Source organism: Mesorhizobium sp. M5C.F.Ca.IN.020.29.1.1 (assembly GCF_003997375.1).
Classification (GTDB): domain Bacteria; phylum Pseudomonadota; class Alphaproteobacteria; order Rhizobiales; family Rhizobiaceae; genus Mesorhizobium; species Mesorhizobium wenxiniae.
The window spans coordinates 1-16,631 of record NZ_RZSW01000075.1; the positions used below are offsets into that span (position 1 = coordinate 1).

Consider the following 16,631-nt stretch of genomic DNA (forward strand, 5'->3'; position numbering starts at 1 on the left):
AGGGCTTATCTGGGCCATCTGGGGTTCTCCTGTCTGGAAGGTTGGCTCGACACCAAATCTTCTCAGACAGGGGCCTCCTCAGGCCAGACCCCGCATCAGCTACCGCGGCAGCGGTTTAGTTCAATCAGCACAAGACGCTGCTGTCACATCACAATCGATACATCGATCACAGGACGTGATCTAGCAGCGTGCAAGTTTCTGCTGTGTGATAGCTGCGCCAGCCTTCACCTCGTCAAAGCAAAAGCACGTGCTTAGTCCACGGCCGGCTAACTCGCGTTTGGTGTCGTGCGTCCAAGAAGAATCCTCCGTTCTATGGACCCTGTTGTGGAGCTCGACCACGAGCTACATTGCCTGAGATCCCCGTCCGCAAGCCTCAAGGAGACAAATAAATGGATGTTATAAGGTTTGATCAACCGAACGTCCTCGTCGGAATTCGTCCGATAGAACGCGTCGACGAGGCCGCCTTGGTCGCTTCCGAAGTTGCTGCGCTGGAACGCGCCGTTGCCAAAATTCGTCGCCAAAGCGGCGCGGCAAGAATTGTCGCCCGGACACTCCTCGCCAAACTAGGATTTCCACCAATGCCTATCTTGAAGACGCAATCTGGTGCTCCGATCTGGCCAGCCGGCATTGTTGGCTCTTTGTCTCATCACGATACAGTAGCAGCCGCCGCAATTGCAGAGAAGAGATTAATCGCAGCGCTGGGTGTCGACATTGAACCTGACGAACCTCTTCCGAACGACCTAATTGGCTTGGTTGCAACTTCTAGAGAGCAAACCGTGTACGACTTACCTCTGCTCCAGCGACGAGACCTGTTCGTTCTTAAGGAGGCCGTCTACAAGGCGTGCTTCCCCCTATGTAACCAAACCCTTGATTTTCAGGACGTCGAGATTGACCTCATATCTAAAGTGGCATACGTAGCAAAAGAAAATTGTACTTTTTCCATTGAGATCTCCAAGTCAAAAAATGTTATTGGCTTGGCGTACTACGAGAGGTTATGATTATATATAGGTTTAGTTCATCGTGCTGAATATTGCCGCTGCTGCGAGATCGGAAAGTTACCCATTCCTTCAGTGTGCCGCGAGCGCTGCCAGACAGCATCGCTGCCGGAGTTTTTCCACGGATGATCTTGAAACATTCCGAGAAATGGGATCTTGAAATAAAGCCGAACGCAACGTTCCATGGCCAGTTTGACCTTGCCACCTGTTTCTATCCAGTTGTGAGTTCGTTTCCGGCGTGGGTTGTGCCCTGCTGGGCGGGTGAAGCGACGGGCGCTGGTGCGGACCCTTCCGCATAGCGCAGCGCGAGCGACCGTTGCGGACTGAAGGTGGTGGCGAACTCGGCGTAAGACCGTATGTCCGCCTGTGTCGGTGAGGTGGCTCGCCCTACACTGCGCGTCCGAGGGTCCGAGCCGATCCTCATCACAGGAGGACGAGCCGTGGCAGATTATAGGGAAGCATTGTCGGAATTGATTTCGCGAAGCTGAGGAACGCCATCGCGATTGCGGACGCTGGCCGGGGGGAGAGGTTCGCTTCTTCGGGGAGGTTGATGCGTCGGATACGAGCATGCACCGCGTTATCCAGCGGATCGCCTCCGGGTTTGATCGTGTCCATTTCTGCTACGAGGCAGGCCCGACCGGTTATGGTCTCTATCGCCTGATCCATTTGTTTGGCCACGAATGAACCGTGGTAGCGCCGTCGCTGATACCGAGAAGGCCGGGCGACCGGGTAAAGACGAATCGCCGAGATGCATTGTCGTTGGCCAGGCTGCTTCGCGCGGGCGAACTTACCGCGGTTTGGGTTCCTGACGAGAGTCACGAGGCCATGCGGGATCTCGTCCGCGCTCGGGCGGCCGCAGTTGAGACACTTCGCGTTCACCGCCAGCACGTGAGTTCCTTCATGCTCAAGCATGGACGCATCTATCCTCGCGTGAAGGGCTGGACGATGCGCTATCTCTGCTGCTGGAGGCGCAGCAGATCGATCATCCCGCGCATCAGATCGCGCTTCAGGAGATGGTCGAGGCGGTCGCATCTCGAAAGAGCGGGTCGAGCGGCTTGAGCGTGTGATCGAGGAGTTCGTTCCAGCCTGGTCGCTGGCGCCGATCGTGCGGGCGCTGCAGACATTACGTGGTGTAGATCTAGTTGTTGCCGTGACGTTTGCCACCGAGATTGGCGACGTGCGCCGTTTCGAAGACCGCGCCAGCTCATGGGCTATCTTGGCCTTGTTCCTGGTGAGCGTCGACCGGAGAGACAGTCAGACGAGGCGACATCACCAATGTAGGGAACGGCCGCGTTCGTCATATGCTGGTCGAGAGCGCAGGACCTATAGGCATGCGCCGAGAGTCGGCGCGAAGAAGCTGTATCGTCTGGAGCAGGCGCCGCCATGGGTGAGAGAGATCGCCTGGAAGCCCGACTGACGGCCCGTGCTGCCTCTGGCTCCCTGTTCGTGACCAACGATGGAGAGAAGGGTGCGCATTATCGGCATGGAGATACATCGCAGCCGAGGAGGTCGTGTCGTTGCTTGATGGCGAGATCGTGAAGCTCGGCCGCGTTCAAGTGCCGGCAATAAGCTCGAGGAGTTCGCCAGGAGGGAACTCACCCACGATGATCATTTGGTGATCGATGCGACCGGCAATGCCACGGCCGTCGCTGAAGTGCTGTCGCCCTATGTCGACCGGATCGTGGTCGCCAATCCCAAGCAGGTGCACATGAACGCGCACGCACCCGCCGCCGCGGTGCTGGTACCGATCGACATAGCCAAAGTGCGCAATGAAGTTCTGTTCGAAGCACCAGGCCACAAGCGCCGGCGTTGCCTTTTGGTCCTCAACACCCATGCTGAGCACGACCATCTGATCGAAGTGCTCCAGGCGTATGGCCGCCCTGTGGTCTGCGCCTTTGAGGCGACCGGAACTGTCACCGGCCGATAGCATAGGGCCTGCCTGAAGCGGGTTTTGAGGTGCGGCTGGTGTCGTCCCTGGCGCTGGCCCGAACACGAGAAGCGTTGCACAACAGCTGGGACAAGAACGATCCAAAGGATGCCAAAGGTGATGCTGCATACGCTCAGGATCCAGGCGACACAGGTCTACCATGATCCGCTGCGCGCCGGCATCAACGACGTGCAGGAGTTGTCGAAGACCCATGAAGTTCGCCAGGGCCAAGACTGAGATCCAACACCGTATCCTGACGCATTACCTGCCGCTGTATTTTCCCGAGATCGAGCGCTTCCGGGGGAGACAGCCGCAGCGATTGGTTCTTTCGCTTTCCTCCATGCCTTCCTGACCCCAGCAAGCAGCACGGCGCTGACGAACGAGGAGTTTGTGACAGCAGCGTGGGACGTCGTCGGCCGCAAGGTCAGCAAGACGTAGATCCTAATGGATATTTACGAGACGGCGCGCTCATCGATCGGACTGCCGCTGCCGCTCGATGCCCCCGCCATTCGCATGTTCCGGATGGTCATTGACGAAGCACGCAGCCTGATCCGGCAGCGCAATGAGATCGAAGCGCAGACCGACGAGCTGTTGCGGCACAGCCAGGATTATCAACTCCTGCGACAAATCCCGGGAATCGGACCGATCAACGCATTGACCATCATTGCCGAAGCCGGCGATCTTGGCCGTTTCGGTCATCATCGCCAGTTCTAGAGTTTTGCAGGAGTCAGGCCAATATCGGGGCCAGACCCGCCTTTCCAAATTCGGCAATGCTCGGCTGCGTCGCACCCTGTGGATCGCCGGACAAGTCGCCATCCGCCAGCGGGAGAATGGCGTCCGTCATAAGTTCGAACGCTACATTGCGAGGGATCGCGACAATCCCGATCTAGGCCGCAAGGCAATGACCGCTATTACCGCCAAGATGGCGCGCGTCATGCACGCCGTCGTCAAAGGTGGTTCCGACGAACGGCCCTTCGTTGAGGGCGGGTGCAGGTGGAAGAACCTCTGTCAGCTAGGCCGTGAGGGCATCGCTTCGATGACGCTGTAGACAATGTTCGGATAGCCCGCCTGGATCAGAAGCTCGTGTTTAGGAGGTGAGGGGCCGCCTTCGTGCGTACCCTGTGTTTGCTATGGACGAGATCGTTTCCCTTGCCGGTGGAAGCCGCGACGACTTGACCAACGCCACGCAGCAAGCGCATGTTGACGGACAGAGAGACCTTGACTGCAGGCTCCCTTTCCTTCCACGCTTAGACGTTGTCCGACACGGTCATGCAGGGGTAGCCCTTGCTCTCGATCGCCCAGGTCAGGGGCAGTCATCCTCGACTCGGGCGTCAGAAGTTTGTTTACCAGCATCTCGCGCAAGGTTGAGACGTCGAGCATGGCATCGGCCAGCAGACGCTTCAGCTTGCCCTTGTCCTCCTCGAGGGTCTACAGCCGCTTCGCCCCCGGTACATCCATGCCACCATACTTCGAGCGCCACTTATAGAAGGTCACGTCGCTCACACCGTATTTCCGGCACAGTTCCGTCGCCGAGAGCCCAACCTGGTGCTCCTTCAACATGCCGATGATCTGTTCGTCAGAAATCTGATCGCTTCATTGACTGTCTCCTCATCCGAGGAGCAGGCTAACCTCAAACCGAGGACAATTCAGGGGAGCACGGCAACGATGCCAGCGGGGATCCGATGGCACCTCATGATCATAACGGTTGCGAAAAGTGATTAAGCCGCTGAACTCGAAGCTGCCACGCGCCGGTCCGAGCACGAGGGCGCGCTACGCGGTCATTTCTGTCCCCCCGACACGCTGACTGGACCCTCTTTCAGTAGATAGAAGGTATCGTGGATCACGAATCCGTCAAGCCCCGCGGCCCGGGCATAGGTCAGCAAATCGCTTGCGCGATTGATGAAGCCGGTGCCGCTGAAGTTCAGCGATGTGTTGCAGAGAACGCCGACTCCGCTTTTCGCCTTGAACGAGGTAAGCAGTTGAAAAAGCTGCCAGTTCTGCTTCCGCGAAACTGTCTGAGCCCGGGCTGTTCCGTCAGCATGCGTGACAGCCTCCAACCGGCTATCGAGAACCTGCTGGAAAAGAAGCATGTGGGGCGACGGACGTGCCAAGTCGAAGTGGAGCGCGACGTCCTCCTCCAGGCAAACCGGCGCGATCGGGCGGAAACCCTCCCGGTTCTTGATGCGGTTTAGCCGCTCGTGGGTTGCCTTTGAAAAGGGCGCCGCGAGAATTGACCGGTTGCCGAGCGCCCGTGGTCCGATTTCGCAATTCCCCTGTACCCAGCCAATCACCTTGTCATCGAGCAATGCCGAGACTACCTGACCGTAGTCGAGTGGATAGACCTCGAGCCCGGTGTGGTCAATTTCGTCAAGTGTGAAAGGCTGGCCTGAATAGACGTTCCATTTGATCTTAGCATTGCCTGTGAAATGTCGCATCGCGTCGACTGCGGTCCCGATTGCGGAGCCTGTATCGTTTGCGCATGGCGGAATAAAAACGTCGGAAAAAAGGTTTGTTTCGAGCCAACGGCGATTCCACTCGCAGTTCAATCCACACCCGCCGGAAATCAGCAGCGGGTAGCCCTTAGTCAGGTTCTTCTTCGCGAAAGTGTGGAACGAATCGAAAATGGCATCTGAAACGCGCCTAGCGAGGTTAGTGAACTTCTGATGGGTTACGCCAATGTTGTAATAAGGCGAATCTCGCAGATCCTTCTTATGTAACGGGTACAGATCGCTTGGAAGCAGGAAATCGATTAGCGCCTGCTCGTCCAAGTCAGGCGATCCGGTCTGCCCATACCCGGCAAGCGCCATTAGCTTGCCGGCGCCTTCCATGCGTGTTGGTCCTGCTCTCGGATCGGCGAGCGCATAAAGGAAAGCATATTTGTAGCCAGGGTTCGCCATCACCTTTCCCAGATGCACGACCTGCATGTACTCATCGATTTCATAGAAATCGCCGCACCATCCTTCCCAGATCAGCGCATAACAGGGCGTCCCGGCGGGGAATGGCGACATACCGTAGGAGCCCCAGAGATGGGAGCGCTCGTGCGTCGAGGAATAGAAGTGCACCTTGCGGCCAAAAACTGTCCTCTCGCCCACAACATCCGATCCCTGAGCTATGCCGTAGTATCCCACCGGATCGTGGTTGAATCCTGTGTCCCACCCACCGACAGCAAACACATCCGGAATGTCGTCCAGGCGTCCAGCGGCTTCGAGAATAGTCGTCGGATTGATAGTCGAATACCTGGCAAAGCTATCCTTCTCAGCCTCGTATGAATACGTCAGTTCGGCTGCTGATGCATCCACCGCTGCAATTGTTCCATCATGGCCCGGCTTGAACGACATTATCCTCATGTTTCTATTGCTCCCTTGGTTCCGCATTTTGGTTGCCGCGTTCTGATAGATCTCCATCTTATTAATTATCATCATCCACCTGGAGCGATAAAGCCGTATATCTGTAAGATTTTGATGTATGTTTGTTAAAATATATTGCGCTACATGAAGCAACCGGGTTTATTTTTTCAGTCCTTTCATGACCACACGCTTGATGGGGAGGGTCGGAGGGCGATGTAAGTCATCGTCTCTCAAAGGCTCAATTAGCCAAGCGCGATAGGGCCGACATGGCCCCTATCTCCTTCCGTCGCAGCTGAGGGAGATAGGGGCCAGCTCTTCATCCAACCGCCATTGAGGATGATCAGCCCGGCCATTTCCACGCGCCAGCCTTCACAAGCCGTTGCACCATTCTCAGGTTCTTTTCCTTGAAGCGCGACGGGTCAATCTTTGTTAGGCGTTGCAACACACTTGCTGCCGAGAACGCCGGCTCTTCCTGGAGCCATGCCTTGATCTGCGCCTCGAACGGCTCGTACATGCTGGGTCTCTTCGGATAGGGCTTGGTCCGTGGATACGGCCACGTGATGCGTTGGTCGTGTCTCGCCACTCTTCCAGGCCGTCTTCAGATTCGCGGCGAAGCGCTGGAGATCGATAACGGCCGGCTCCTCAATCTTCGCATTCAGGCCACGACGATCGATCCGCCGTCCAAGCGCAGCAAGCAGCAGCACGGGATCGGCGGTTTCCATCATTGCCTGTAGCTGCTGCTTGGTGGCCTCGGCCACACCCGGATGTGGAAGGACACGGGCCGCAGGCGGAACTGGCGGATGATAGCGCTTGATCACATGAGCGACGATCCGCGTCTTCTCCTGAAGCTTGAATGACGGCTGGAACAGATTGTCGTAAAGCTGCACCACAGCATAAAGTTGACCAAGGACGGATGGCGCCATTCTTCTGCTCCCCATGCGCATGGTCATTCTTTCGATAGACGCCAGAGCGCGTCACTTCCAGTTTCTCACCTCGGCACCAGGAGACGACGAACTCGTTCATGAAGGCGCTGTCGTTCTCGAGATCTACGCCCAGCAGGGGGAAGGGAAAGAACGAGCGGGCCTGCTGGATCGCCACAATCACATTGCCGCTGTCGCGCGTGCGGACCGGAACGCATTCGGTCCACCCCGTGGCAATATCGGTCAACACCATTGTCTGCACAAAGCTGCCGGACGAAGATGTGCCGGAATGCGCCACGAAATCGACCTCGACGTAACCGGGCGGCGGATCGTCCCCGAAGGTGCGCGGCCGGTCGCGCCAACGCCACATCCTCCGAGACTCGATTACCGCGCAGGCGATGCTGGAGACAGCTCAGTGGTGGGCGGTCAGTTGGCGGCGTCGCGCCAAAAGTCGGCTCTCAGCACGCTTCGCCGCTGTCCGTGTTCGTCTCGCAGACGGGCCGCCCCCGCCGAGGGAGCGGGAGACATTGGCAACTTGGCCTGACACCTGGAAGGTACGCCTCCGGCGAAGGCCGCCTTGCGAGAGGATGGCACGGTAGCGAGGCTGCGCTCTTAAGGTCGTCCTTACGAGCGAAGTTAGCAGCACAGCATGAGCCATGTGACGTTATTGACCGGGCCGGAGCGGCGGCGGCGTTGGAGTGAAGCGGATCAGTACCGGATACTGGCCGCGGCATTCGCGCCCGGGGCCACAGTGACGGCGGTGGCGCGTCAGTACGATGTCGCGACCAGCCTGATCTACAAGTGGCGCCGCACAGTCAGAGCCCGCGAGACGGGCTTTGCCGAAGTTGTCGTGGTTCCCGATAAGCCTGTCGCCGCTTCGGTGCCGGCGGCGGCCCCAGCGATGATCGAGCTGGAGATCGCCGGCAAGGTGCGGCTGCGGATTCCGCTGACCACGCCGCCGGCACTGGCGGCGGCGATGGTGAAGGCGCTGGGCATTTCATGATCCCGGTTCCGAGCCAGGTGCGGATCTGGTTGGCGGTCGGCCGGACCGATATGCGTCGCGGGATGCAAGGCCTTGCTCTGCAGGTTCAGGAGACGTTGGGCCGGGATCCGCATGCCGGCGATATTTATGTCTTCCGCGGCCGCAGCGGCAATCTGATCAAGATTATCTGGCATGATGGGCTCGGCATGTCGCTGTATGCGAAACGGCTCGAGAAGGGCCGGTTTCTATGGCCGTCGCCGGCGGACGGCACGGTTTCCATATCGCCGGCGCAGCTCGCCTACATGCTCGATCACACATGTTGATACCCCTCCTGTTGAGGCTGAATGATTCTCAGATCAAGGTGGCGGATGGTGTGGTTGCGGAGGTCGCGGACAGCATTGATTACGGAAGGGGAGTTTTGGAACAGATAGGCTCCGGTCGGCTGACGGTCGATCAGGAGGCGCTTCTGTCTGATTTGCACATAGATCCAATTGACGGGGATGTTCAGCCGTGCGGCCAATTGTGTGGCGCTCAGCGAAGTGGCCTTGTGGGTCCATCGGTTGCGCTGTGTCGTTATCCTGATCCCGGCGCCGAGCCGGATCCGCTGCACGGTGATCGGCAGGACCTTTTCGGCGCAATTGGGCGAGCGGTGCCCCTCCTGGGTGAGGACGGCGGCAATCTCATCATCAGGCATGCCGGCTATTGCGAGATCGAGCAGACGCGCACGCATTTCTTCACCGCGCGTGAGCTTGGCGACGGAGTTGACCTTCATCTTGACCTCAAGTTCCGTGACCGCGCCGCCTCGCCAGACAATTCTGGCCACAGCAACATCGTGCTCGCCGCGATCGAGAACGACTTTTTCGACCAGACACCGCAACAGCGCCTTGCGATGCGCGTCCGTCGTGGCGACGTCCGCCCAGATTTGCGGCAGGCGACCGGAAAGGGTGACGACCTTGCTGTTGAGGGTTTTGCCCAGCGCCATTTGCATGACGGGCTCGGCCGAAACTTGCTGGGCAAGGGCTTCTTCGGCAGCGCGAACCTCGCTCAACGCCGCTTCCCATCGACGCTCGAGTTCGCCGGCGACAAGACGATTGTCCGGATCGACGCGGTTGAACTGGCGCTCGGCCAACGCTGCAGTATAGCGCTTGCGCTCAAGCTCACGTTCCGCGCTGCTGCGCAGGGCCTTGTCGACCTGCTGTTGCGCCCGGCGGGCTCGCGACAGCGCATCAATCTCGGCAGGCGCCAGCGCCGCCAAGAATGCGTCGGCCACAGCGGCATCCACGCGTGAAGCGCGGATGTGCTGGCAGGCCGGCAAGCCAGTGTGGGAGCGCAGATGATTGCACACATACTCTCCGCCACGTTTGTAGCGAACGTACATCTTGTGGCCGCACCGCCCGCACCAGACGATGCCATGCAGCAGAAGCTCGCCGTTGCGGGGAGCACCTCTCGTCTTGATGCGCATGTATTCGGCTCGGTTGTCTCGCACGACGTCACGGATATTCTCATAGGTTGGCCAGTCGATGTAAGGCGGATACCGGTCCTTCACGACGATCCGCCATTCATCGATCGGCCGCGCCACCTTTGCCGGCGAACCGCCTTCGCACGCGGTGGCACTGGGCCTGGTTCGTCCATAGACGAAGGCACCGGCATAAGCGGGGTTCTTCAGGATTGCCGCCACCGCCGAGACCGTCGCTCGCGCCCAGCGCAGCTCGCCGTGCCGGTCGCGGCGCGGCAAAGCCAGGCTCCGATTGTTCAGCACACGCATAACTTTGGCAACGGTGCGGAACTTCAGGAATGTCTGGAACACAAGCTCAAGCCGTTCCTGAACGGCAAGATCCGGATCTTTGACAACCACCCCGCTCGGATCGCGCGTCAAGCCTACTGGCAGCATGAGGACAAGCTCGCCGCGCTCGGCCTTGGCAAGCAGACCAGCCGTCAGACGGCTGCGGATCGTATGCAGCTCGAGCTCTGAGATCGTTCCCTTCAGGCCGAGAAGCAGGCGGCCATTGGCGCTGCCGGGATCATAAACGCCATCGCGATCGGCAATAAGGCAGCCGCGCAGGCCGCAGATATCCAGGAGCGGGTACCAATCTGAACAGTTGCGCGCCAGCCGCGTCACATCGATCGATAGGATCAACCCGATCTCGCTGAGGCCAACCCGTCCGACGAGTTCCTTGAAGCCATTCCGCTTTGCAGCAGACGCTGCGCTCAAGCCGAGATCGGCATCGATGACATCGACGTCGGCATCATGCCAGCCGAGTTCTCGGGCGCGCTGACGAAGCGCGTACTGCAACCGCAGGCTCTCTTGATTGCTGACCACCTGGTGCGGCGTCGACTGCCGGACGTAAACAACCGCTCTGCGCGCCAGATGGGTTGGCTTGACCAGTTCGGACTTCACGGGACACCTCCGCCAGAACCCCGGCGACGTCGTCGAGGATTTGACGCCGCAAAGCTGGTGACAGCGTCGCCCACAGGCTCTTGGGGTCTATGGTCATGACCTTCGAGACATTCCGCCACCGCGACAAGATCCCGAACCGCCTCGACGCTCAATTTAGTCTGATTCGCGTCATCTACATACTTCTGCGTTGCTGCCACCGCGATCAGCAATGTTGATCCATCACGATGCTCGACTTCATATGATGGTGGAAAGTTGCCACCTCCATGCGCCACTCGGCGGATCAGGCGGAAGGATCGGCCGTAAAGCGGATGATGTGGGTCCAGAACCCGGACCAGCTCGCCCGATGATTCGTCGGACTCACCAACAGGGATATTCCTGTAGGCCTTCACTAGAAGGCATCGACTGGCGCAACCCGCGTCACACGTTCCGCCCGCAGCGCGCGGGCTGAGTTTTTCTTTGAGTTTGCGCCATTTTCCGCGAGTCAGCGGAGGCGTTTTATGATTCACTCCAGGGCATGGTTGCCACCGCCCAGGATGCTGTTCCGGACGATATTGGCGCGCTGAGAGCGGCGCTGACCGCGGCGCTGGCCAGAGCCGAAGACGAGGCTGTGCGCGCTGCGCTGGTCGAGGCCGAACTGGCGGTCGCCAGGGCCAAGGCATCGGATAATGCGGCGCTGATCGCACATCAGGATCTGACGATCCGCAAGCTGCAGCGGGCGCTGCATGGTCAGAGTTCTGAACGCTCAGCCCGCCTGCACGACCAGATGGAGCTCACCTTCGAGGAACCTCGAGAGCACCGCGACGGAAGACGAGATCGCCGCCGAACAGGCCGCGGCCCGGACCACCGAGGTGGCGCCTTATGTGCGCAAACGACCGGCGCGCCAGCCATTTCCAGAGCATCTGCCGCGCGAACGCGTGGTCGAGCCGGGGCCGGGCGCTTGCCATTGCTGCGGCGGTCATCGGCTGCGCAAGCTGGGTGAGGATATCACCGAGACGCTGGAGGTGGTGCCGCGGCAATGGAAGGTGATCCAGCACGTGCGGGAGAAGTTCACCTGCCGCGAATGCGAGACGATCAGCCAGGCTCCGGCGCCCTTCCACGCCACCCCGCGCGGCTGGGCCGGTCCCGGCCTGCTGGCGATGATCCTGTTCGAGAAGTTCGGCCAGCATCAGCCGCTCAACCGCCAGGCCGAACGCTATGCCCGCGAAGGCGTGCCGCTCAGCCTGTCGACGCTCGCCGACCAGGTCGGCGCCGGCGCCGCGGCGCTGATGCCGCTGTTCAAGCGGCTCGAAGCCCATGTGCTGGCCGCTTCACGTCTGCACGGCGACGACACGACGGTGCCGGTCCTGGCCAAGGGCAAGACCGATACCGGTCGATTATGGACCTATGTGCGCGATGACCGACCGTTCGGCGGCGCCGATCCGCCAGCGGCAGTGTTCTACTATTCCCGCGATCGCCGAGGCGAACATCCCGCGGCGCATCTCGCCGGCTGGAGCGGCATTCTGCAGGCCGATGCCTTTGGCGGTTATGGCGGTCTCTATGCGACGGGTCGTCAGCCGGCGCCTGTTATGGAAGCCAGCTGCTGGGCCCACAGCCGGCGCAAAGTGTTCGAGCTGGCCGATATCGAAGCGGCGGCGCGCAAGAAGGCGCGCAGCGAGAAGCCCAACCTGGTCTATCCGCTGGCGGTCGAAGCCGTGAAGCGCATCGATGCCCTGTTCGATATCGAGCGCGAGATCAACGGCCTGTCGCCAGCCCAACGCCACGCCGTGCGCCAGGAGCGGAGCGTGCCGCTGGTCACCGAGCTCGAGCGCTGGATGATCGAGACGCGCGACAAGCTCTCGCGCGGACACGACCTGACCAAGGCCTTCAACTACATGCTGCGCCGCTGGTCATCCTTCACCCGGTTCCTCGACGATGGGCGGATCTGCCTATCGAACAATGCAGCCGAGCGAGCCCTGCGCGGCATCGCTCTCGGCAGAAAGTCCTGGCTGTTCTGCGGTTCCGATCGCGGCGGACAGCGCGCTGCCGTTCTCTACAGCCTGATCGTCAGCGCCAAGATGAACGATATCGACCCGCAGGCCTGGCTCGCCGACGTCCTCGCCCGACTGCCCGCCTATCCGGCCCATCGGATCGATGATCTGCTGCCGTGGAATTGGAGGTCCGCAAAACTGCGGACCCAACCAGCTGCCGCCTGATCATGCAGCGCAATAAGGTGCATCACGTCTACACCGTCGGCCGTGTCGCCAGCGACCTCGGCGTCAGCGAAGCGCTCATCCACGAACTGACCCTCGGTCTCGAGCCGGAGGACGGCGTCATCTGGGTGTACGGCACCAACGATGACGACGGGATCTTGGCCTTCACCGATGAAGGCATCGAGGAGGTCAAACTCCTCCTCGAAGAATATCATCGCGTCTCCCCATCAAAAACTTGACGCCAGCACTCCGGTGCTCAGGTCCTCATGGCCGCCGGATACGCACGTCTGCGGTTCACCGGATGCGTACCCTGGAAGGCGTGCCTAGCCCAACGCCGATCGGAGTTCCTCGAGGCTAATTGAAACATTGATCCGGTGCCGAACAGATTTGCGAGCCACACCAGTTGGCTTTTGGCGTGTTGGTGCTAACGCAGCTCTCAAATGTTTTGCAACGCTTCAGCCATCAGTTGACTACCTGATGAGTCGCTCAGGGAAAGAAACTAACTAGGTAACGTTGATACGAGGGCTTCGCACACCGGTCCTTGCGATACACCGTCGATCAGGACTTCAGCGTAGATAAGCCTTCGCCGCGGATCGACCTGAGACGGGGCAATAGCCCCGAGCATTATCTCGCCTCGCTGTCCAGGTTGAAGGGTGATGCTTTCGGCTTCTCCATCCGGAGCCCAACCGGATGCCACTAGAAGGCGTGCACTGTATACAGCAGTGCGCTCCAAGTTGTTGCGGATTCTGACTGTATATGTCACTTTGCTTTTCGGTCGGGTCTTCGAAAGATATGGCAGCATTCGAGCCCAGAAAAGATCAATGAAATGGTCTGCGGGTTCGTGTACTACATCTCGGAACGCTGCTTCCTTACGCTCGATGTAGTCTGTGTATTCGGCGATCCTCGACTGATCTATGGCAATCAGATCTCCGTGTCCAGGACATACGAGATCAGGCTTCGTCGCCCGCATCACATTCGCGCATCTGCGATGCATGTCCAACTGAAAGCTGTTGCGCATGACTGTAGTCTGGTAGGCAATCTTCTCGTGCTCATTCCCTTCGGCCCCAGGATTGAAAAGGAACAGATTGTCTCCCCCAAAAGCGACCCGCTTACCGTCGATGATGCCCAAAATTAAGGCATGATACTCGGTTTGACCTGGGGCAAAGTAAACCTCGAAGTCGAACCCTCTCCATGTAAATGCCTCACCATCATGCAGAATACGGTGTACTGCAATGGGTTTGTGGAAGCAGCACGGCGTACTTGCCCACGCAGCGGGATCGGTAATAACGTCAGCCACAGAATCGAGAGCCCAGCACTTGGTCCCGAAATGTTTCTGGAGGAATGGTATTCCACAGACATGGTCGTCATGGGTATGCGTAGGAACCACGAGTTCGATATCCTGGACTCCGAAATCTTCCCTCAGTTGATCAATATGATGTTCCACAAAACGTAGGGCCTGCATGCCGTCCGAATCGGCACCCCAATGAAGATGCCCATATGACGCCAGCCCATAGTCAATCAGCATCGCATGGCCACCTTCGCTCAGTACAATGTAGAAGTTTGAACAGGTATACGGACCTGCCCAAAGCAGATGCTCGGAAATACGCTGTAGCCTGCTCTCGCGGATGACCTTCCTTTCATTAAAATTGTGTTCTCGACTTTCTCTACCTGATGTATTAAGCCCTCCTATGCTGGCTAGCGATTCGAGTCGTGATTCGAGGGATTCAATATCCGCCTTCACATTGCTAATCGGTTCCCCATGAGATGGATAGGCGGTCTGCACGTTTTGCTTTTTTAATGCGAGAATTGATTGCATTGTGAATTCGACCCCAAGAAGATCGCCGTAGCTATACTCCATTGCATGAAGTTGGTAGAGCTTTCCGTTACTTGTCATTAGATCGCCTGTAAAAGCAATTTTCTTACCGTCCACATCTGTGATTAGGCTGATCATGCCGTATGTGTGACCCTTCGACGGCAATACGCGGAATTCGTATTCCTTCCAGATAAAAGTGCAATAGTCCTCGAGAACGGCATCGACCGCGAGATTTTCTCCTAGCGAAAAGAAGGTGTTGCTGTCGTTGTAAGCGTCATAGATACGTCGAGCCTGCCAATAGGCCTCGACATTGTCGAACAGGTGACGCTCATACTCTGGCACGGCAATTTTTGCCCCTGCCTTCTGAACAATAGGCGTTCCCCAGCACTGATCCCGGTGGTGATGGGTATGTAAAACCCAGTCAACCCGTTCGATGCCGATAGTGTGAAGATGCTGCAAAACAGCACCGGACCCTGTATCGATCATCAGGCACTCGTCACCACTTGTCAAAACGTAGACATTACAACTATCTTCAAACTTCCACAGGTGTTCTGAGAACTGGATAAGGGACATTATACTTCCTCCGCAGCGTGCCGAACCGACGGATCAACCCATCCCGACCGCCTGATGACTACATGCTCATTGACGTTCGCCGATAGCGAGCAAGCAGCAGAAACCTAGATAGCATGCCCCGCAGAGTCGGTAATCGGGCAGAAAAGTAATCTGACGAATGACTTTATTTCAGCTGTGGGTGCGAGTTTCGCTGCTCATTCGAGCACCGTCGTGGTGAACGGCCCGTTGCCTCTACGGGCCTCGGAGTTGGTTGCATCATGGTTAGCTGTCCCCTGCGCGGCACTTCAGCGCCGCCAGCTGGCCGACATCCGGGGCGATTTCAGCTGAGCAAGCACTCGGACGTTTCGAGCGCAGGGGGGCACGCGATGGCGAGCCGAAGTCGGTCCTCGATGATCTTGGCGACGCCAAATGCGACAGATCGATCAGGTAATGGTCTTGTCCAGCCGAACGATGTTCTGTGACTACCTGCCGAAGCGACCTCACCACATTCTCATACCCTTCGCTAGGTCGTGGGCACGCCCATCCCTGCGCCGGCGAATCCGAAGTAAAGTCATTCGGCAGATTACTTTTTTGCGAAACTCCCAACGCCCTCGATTGTGCTATCCAAAGCTCGAGACTTGGTACGACTTCAGCGTTTTGACCGCAGCAGGCAATGTCGAGCACCGACACTATACAAAGGCCAGGAGAGGAGAACTGCAATGAGCAAATGGGGTAAACATTCAAACCCAGCTTTGACCGTAAGCCGAAGGAGCGTCCTCAAATCCGCGGCTGCGGTTGGGGTTCTGGCGGTCACTTCATCAGGCGCGATTCTTCCCATGGTCGCTCAAGAATCGGCTCCCAAGAGGGGAGGGCATTTCAAGCTTGGAATTGGCGCCGGTGACACGTCCGATTCCCTCGATCCTGCAACCTACACGAACGCATTCACTGATTTGTTCGGCAAAACTCTGCATGGCTATCTCACCGAAATAGACGCGGACGGTAACCTTAACGGCGAACTTGCCGAATCCTGGGATGTGTCGAAAGACGCCAAGACCTGGAGCTTTAAGTTGCGGAAAGGCGTCGAGTTCCACAATGGCAAAAGCTTGGGTGCCGAGGACGTTATTGCCTCCATCAATCACCATCGCGGGGAGCAATCCAAATCAGCGGCAAGGACCATTGTTGAGCCGATCGACGAAGTCCGTGCGGACGGCCCTGGCACTGTGGTCTTTGCTCTCAAGGACGGCAATCCCGATTTTCCGTACCTTCTTGAAGGATTTCACTTGGCAATCGTACCAGCGAAGGACGGAAAGGCAGACGTCTCCGGAGTTGGAGCTGGAGGTTATGTGCTCGACAACATTGACTACGGCGTCAAAGGCACGGCCAAACGTTTCGCCAATTATTGGAAATCCGATGCGGCCTGGTTTGATTCGTTCGAGGCTCTTGCCATACATGATGTCACAGCGCGCACAAATGCGCTGGCAACAGGCCAGATCCACGCGATGGAACGA

Annotated in this window: 12 protein-coding genes and 5 pseudogenes; 11 read left to right on the forward strand and 6 right to left on the reverse strand. The window is 58.4% G+C overall.

Annotated features, from left to right (window positions below; all coding sequences use genetic code 11):
• Positions 1-389: 389 nt before the first annotated feature.
• The 4 genes and pseudogenes from EOA85_RS09015 to EOA85_RS09025 all read left to right on the forward strand — a co-directional run bounded on the left by EOA85_RS09015 (position 390) and on the right by EOA85_RS09025 (position 3,938).
• Positions 390-998, forward strand: coding sequence for a 4'-phosphopantetheinyl transferase superfamily protein (locus tag EOA85_RS09015; RefSeq protein ID WP_127209150.1), 609 nt, complete (start codon positions 390-392; stop codon positions 996-998).
• A gap of 457 nt (positions 999-1,455) precedes the next feature.
• A pseudogene (locus tag EOA85_RS09020) lies at positions 1,456-2,403 on the forward strand (IS110 family transposase); the annotation flags it as partial.
• Between the two features lie 204 nt (positions 2,404-2,607).
• Positions 2,608-2,718: pseudogene (locus tag EOA85_RS38785) on the forward strand (IS110 family transposase); the annotation flags it as partial.
• Positions 2,704-3,938, forward strand: a pseudogene (locus EOA85_RS09025) (IS110 family transposase). The pseudogenes EOA85_RS38785 and EOA85_RS09025, both read left to right, overlap by 15 nt.
• 261 nt (positions 3,939-4,199) lie before the next feature.
• On the opposite strand, the pseudogene EOA85_RS38790 reads toward EOA85_RS09025, so the two are convergent.
• The 3 genes and pseudogenes from EOA85_RS38790 to EOA85_RS09045 form a co-directional block, all read right to left on the reverse strand.
• Positions 4,200-4,482, reverse strand: a pseudogene (locus tag EOA85_RS38790) (transposase); the annotation flags it as partial.
• 218 nt (positions 4,483-4,700) lie between these two features.
• Positions 4,701-6,326 carry a carbamoyltransferase C-terminal domain-containing protein gene (locus EOA85_RS09035; RefSeq protein WP_245485649.1) on the reverse strand — a complete coding sequence of 542 codons (1,626 nt, stop codon included), beginning with the start codon at positions 6,324-6,326 and terminating at the stop codon, positions 4,701-4,703.
• Between the two features lie 362 nt (positions 6,327-6,688).
• On the reverse strand, positions 6,689-7,192 hold the full coding sequence (locus EOA85_RS09045) for a hypothetical protein (protein ID WP_127209152.1): 504 nt from the start codon (positions 7,190-7,192) through the stop codon (positions 6,689-6,691).
• Between the two features lie 98 nt (positions 7,193-7,290).
• On the opposite strand from EOA85_RS09045, the gene EOA85_RS09050 reads away from it, so the two are divergent.
• The 4 genes and pseudogenes from EOA85_RS09050 to tnpB all read left to right on the forward strand — a co-directional run bounded on the left by EOA85_RS09050 (position 7,291) and on the right by tnpB (position 8,494).
• On the forward strand, positions 7,291-7,506 hold the full coding sequence (locus EOA85_RS09050) for a hypothetical protein (protein ID WP_127209153.1): 216 nt from the start codon (positions 7,291-7,293) through the stop codon (positions 7,504-7,506).
• 27 nt (positions 7,507-7,533) lie between these two features.
• A pseudogene (locus EOA85_RS38795) lies at positions 7,534-7,695 on the forward strand (IS701 family transposase); the annotation flags it as partial.
• 143 nt (positions 7,696-7,838) lie between these two features.
• Positions 7,839-8,192, forward strand: a complete 354-nt coding sequence (locus tag EOA85_RS09055; protein WP_127209154.1) for a transposase — start codon at positions 7,839-7,841, stop codon at positions 8,190-8,192.
• Positions 8,189-8,494 (forward strand): IS66 family insertion sequence element accessory protein TnpB, encoded by a 306-nt coding sequence (gene tnpB, locus EOA85_RS09060; protein WP_127209155.1) that lies wholly within the window; start codon positions 8,189-8,191, stop codon positions 8,492-8,494. Before EOA85_RS09055 ends, tnpB begins: the two co-directional genes overlap by 4 nt.
• On the opposite strand, the gene EOA85_RS09065 is transcribed toward tnpB, so the two are convergent.
• Both EOA85_RS09065 and EOA85_RS38800 read right to left on the reverse strand, forming a co-directional pair.
• Positions 8,482-10,569 carry a recombinase family protein gene (locus tag EOA85_RS09065; protein ID WP_127209156.1) on the reverse strand — a complete coding sequence of 696 codons (2,088 nt, stop codon included), beginning with the start codon at positions 10,567-10,569 and terminating at the stop codon, positions 8,482-8,484. The genes tnpB and EOA85_RS09065 overlap by 13 nt on opposite strands.
• A gap of 502 nt (positions 10,570-11,071) precedes the next feature.
• Positions 11,072-11,293, reverse strand: a complete 222-nt coding sequence (locus EOA85_RS38800) for a hypothetical protein (RefSeq protein WP_245485651.1) — start codon at positions 11,291-11,293, stop codon at positions 11,072-11,074.
• On the opposite strand from EOA85_RS38800, the gene EOA85_RS09070 reads away from it, so the two are divergent.
• Together EOA85_RS09070 and EOA85_RS09075 are read left to right on the forward strand one after the other, a co-directional pair.
• Positions 11,204-12,761, forward strand: a protein-coding gene (locus tag EOA85_RS09070) for an IS66 family transposase (protein WP_245485650.1) whose coding sequence is annotated in 2 segments (ribosomal slippage) — positions 11,204-11,353 and positions 11,355-12,761 — 1,557 coding nt in all. Because the reading frame shifts where the segments join, the coding sequence is not laid out codon by codon here. The genes EOA85_RS38800 and EOA85_RS09070 overlap by 90 nt on opposite strands.
• A gap of 2 nt (positions 12,762-12,763) precedes the next feature.
• Positions 12,764-12,997 (forward strand): hypothetical protein, encoded by a 234-nt coding sequence (locus EOA85_RS09075; protein WP_127209158.1) that lies wholly within the window; start codon positions 12,764-12,766, stop codon positions 12,995-12,997.
• 260 nt (positions 12,998-13,257) lie between these two features.
• On the opposite strand, the gene EOA85_RS09080 is transcribed toward EOA85_RS09075, so the two are convergent.
• On the reverse strand, positions 13,258-15,144 hold the full coding sequence (locus EOA85_RS09080; RefSeq protein ID WP_127209159.1) for an MBL fold metallo-hydrolase: 1,887 nt from the start codon (positions 15,142-15,144) through the stop codon (positions 13,258-13,260).
• Between the two features lie 698 nt (positions 15,145-15,842).
• Here EOA85_RS09080 and EOA85_RS09085 point away from each other — a divergent pair.
• Positions 15,843-16,631, forward strand: a 789-nt coding sequence (locus EOA85_RS09085; protein ID WP_127209160.1) for an ABC transporter substrate-binding protein, incomplete at its 3' end; no start/stop codon positions are given.

Coding starts and splice junctions, on each gene's coding strand:
- EOA85_RS09015 (WP_127209150.1), top strand. CDS start 390: ATGGATGTTATAAGGTTTGATCAACCGAACGTCCTCGTCGGAATTCGT.
- EOA85_RS09035 (WP_245485649.1), bottom strand. CDS start 6,326: ATGGAGATCTATCAGAACGCGGCAACCAAAATGCGGAACCAAGGGAGC.
- EOA85_RS09045 (WP_127209152.1), bottom strand. CDS start 7,192: ATGGCGCCATCCGTCCTTGGTCAACTTTATGCTGTGGTGCAGCTTTAC.
- EOA85_RS09050 (WP_127209153.1), top strand. CDS start 7,291: ATGAAGGCGCTGTCGTTCTCGAGATCTACGCCCAGCAGGGGGAAGGGA.
- EOA85_RS09055 (WP_127209154.1), top strand. CDS start 7,839: ATGAGCCATGTGACGTTATTGACCGGGCCGGAGCGGCGGCGGCGTTGG.
- tnpB (WP_127209155.1), top strand. CDS start 8,189: ATGATCCCGGTTCCGAGCCAGGTGCGGATCTGGTTGGCGGTCGGCCGG.
- EOA85_RS38800 (WP_245485651.1), bottom strand. CDS start 11,293: ATGCAGCGCCCGCTGCAGCTTGCGGATCGTCAGATCCTGATGTGCGAT.
- EOA85_RS09075 (WP_127209158.1), top strand. CDS start 12,764: ATGCAGCGCAATAAGGTGCATCACGTCTACACCGTCGGCCGTGTCGCC.
- EOA85_RS09080 (WP_127209159.1), bottom strand. CDS start 15,144: ATGTCCCTTATCCAGTTCTCAGAACACCTGTGGAAGTTTGAAGATAGT.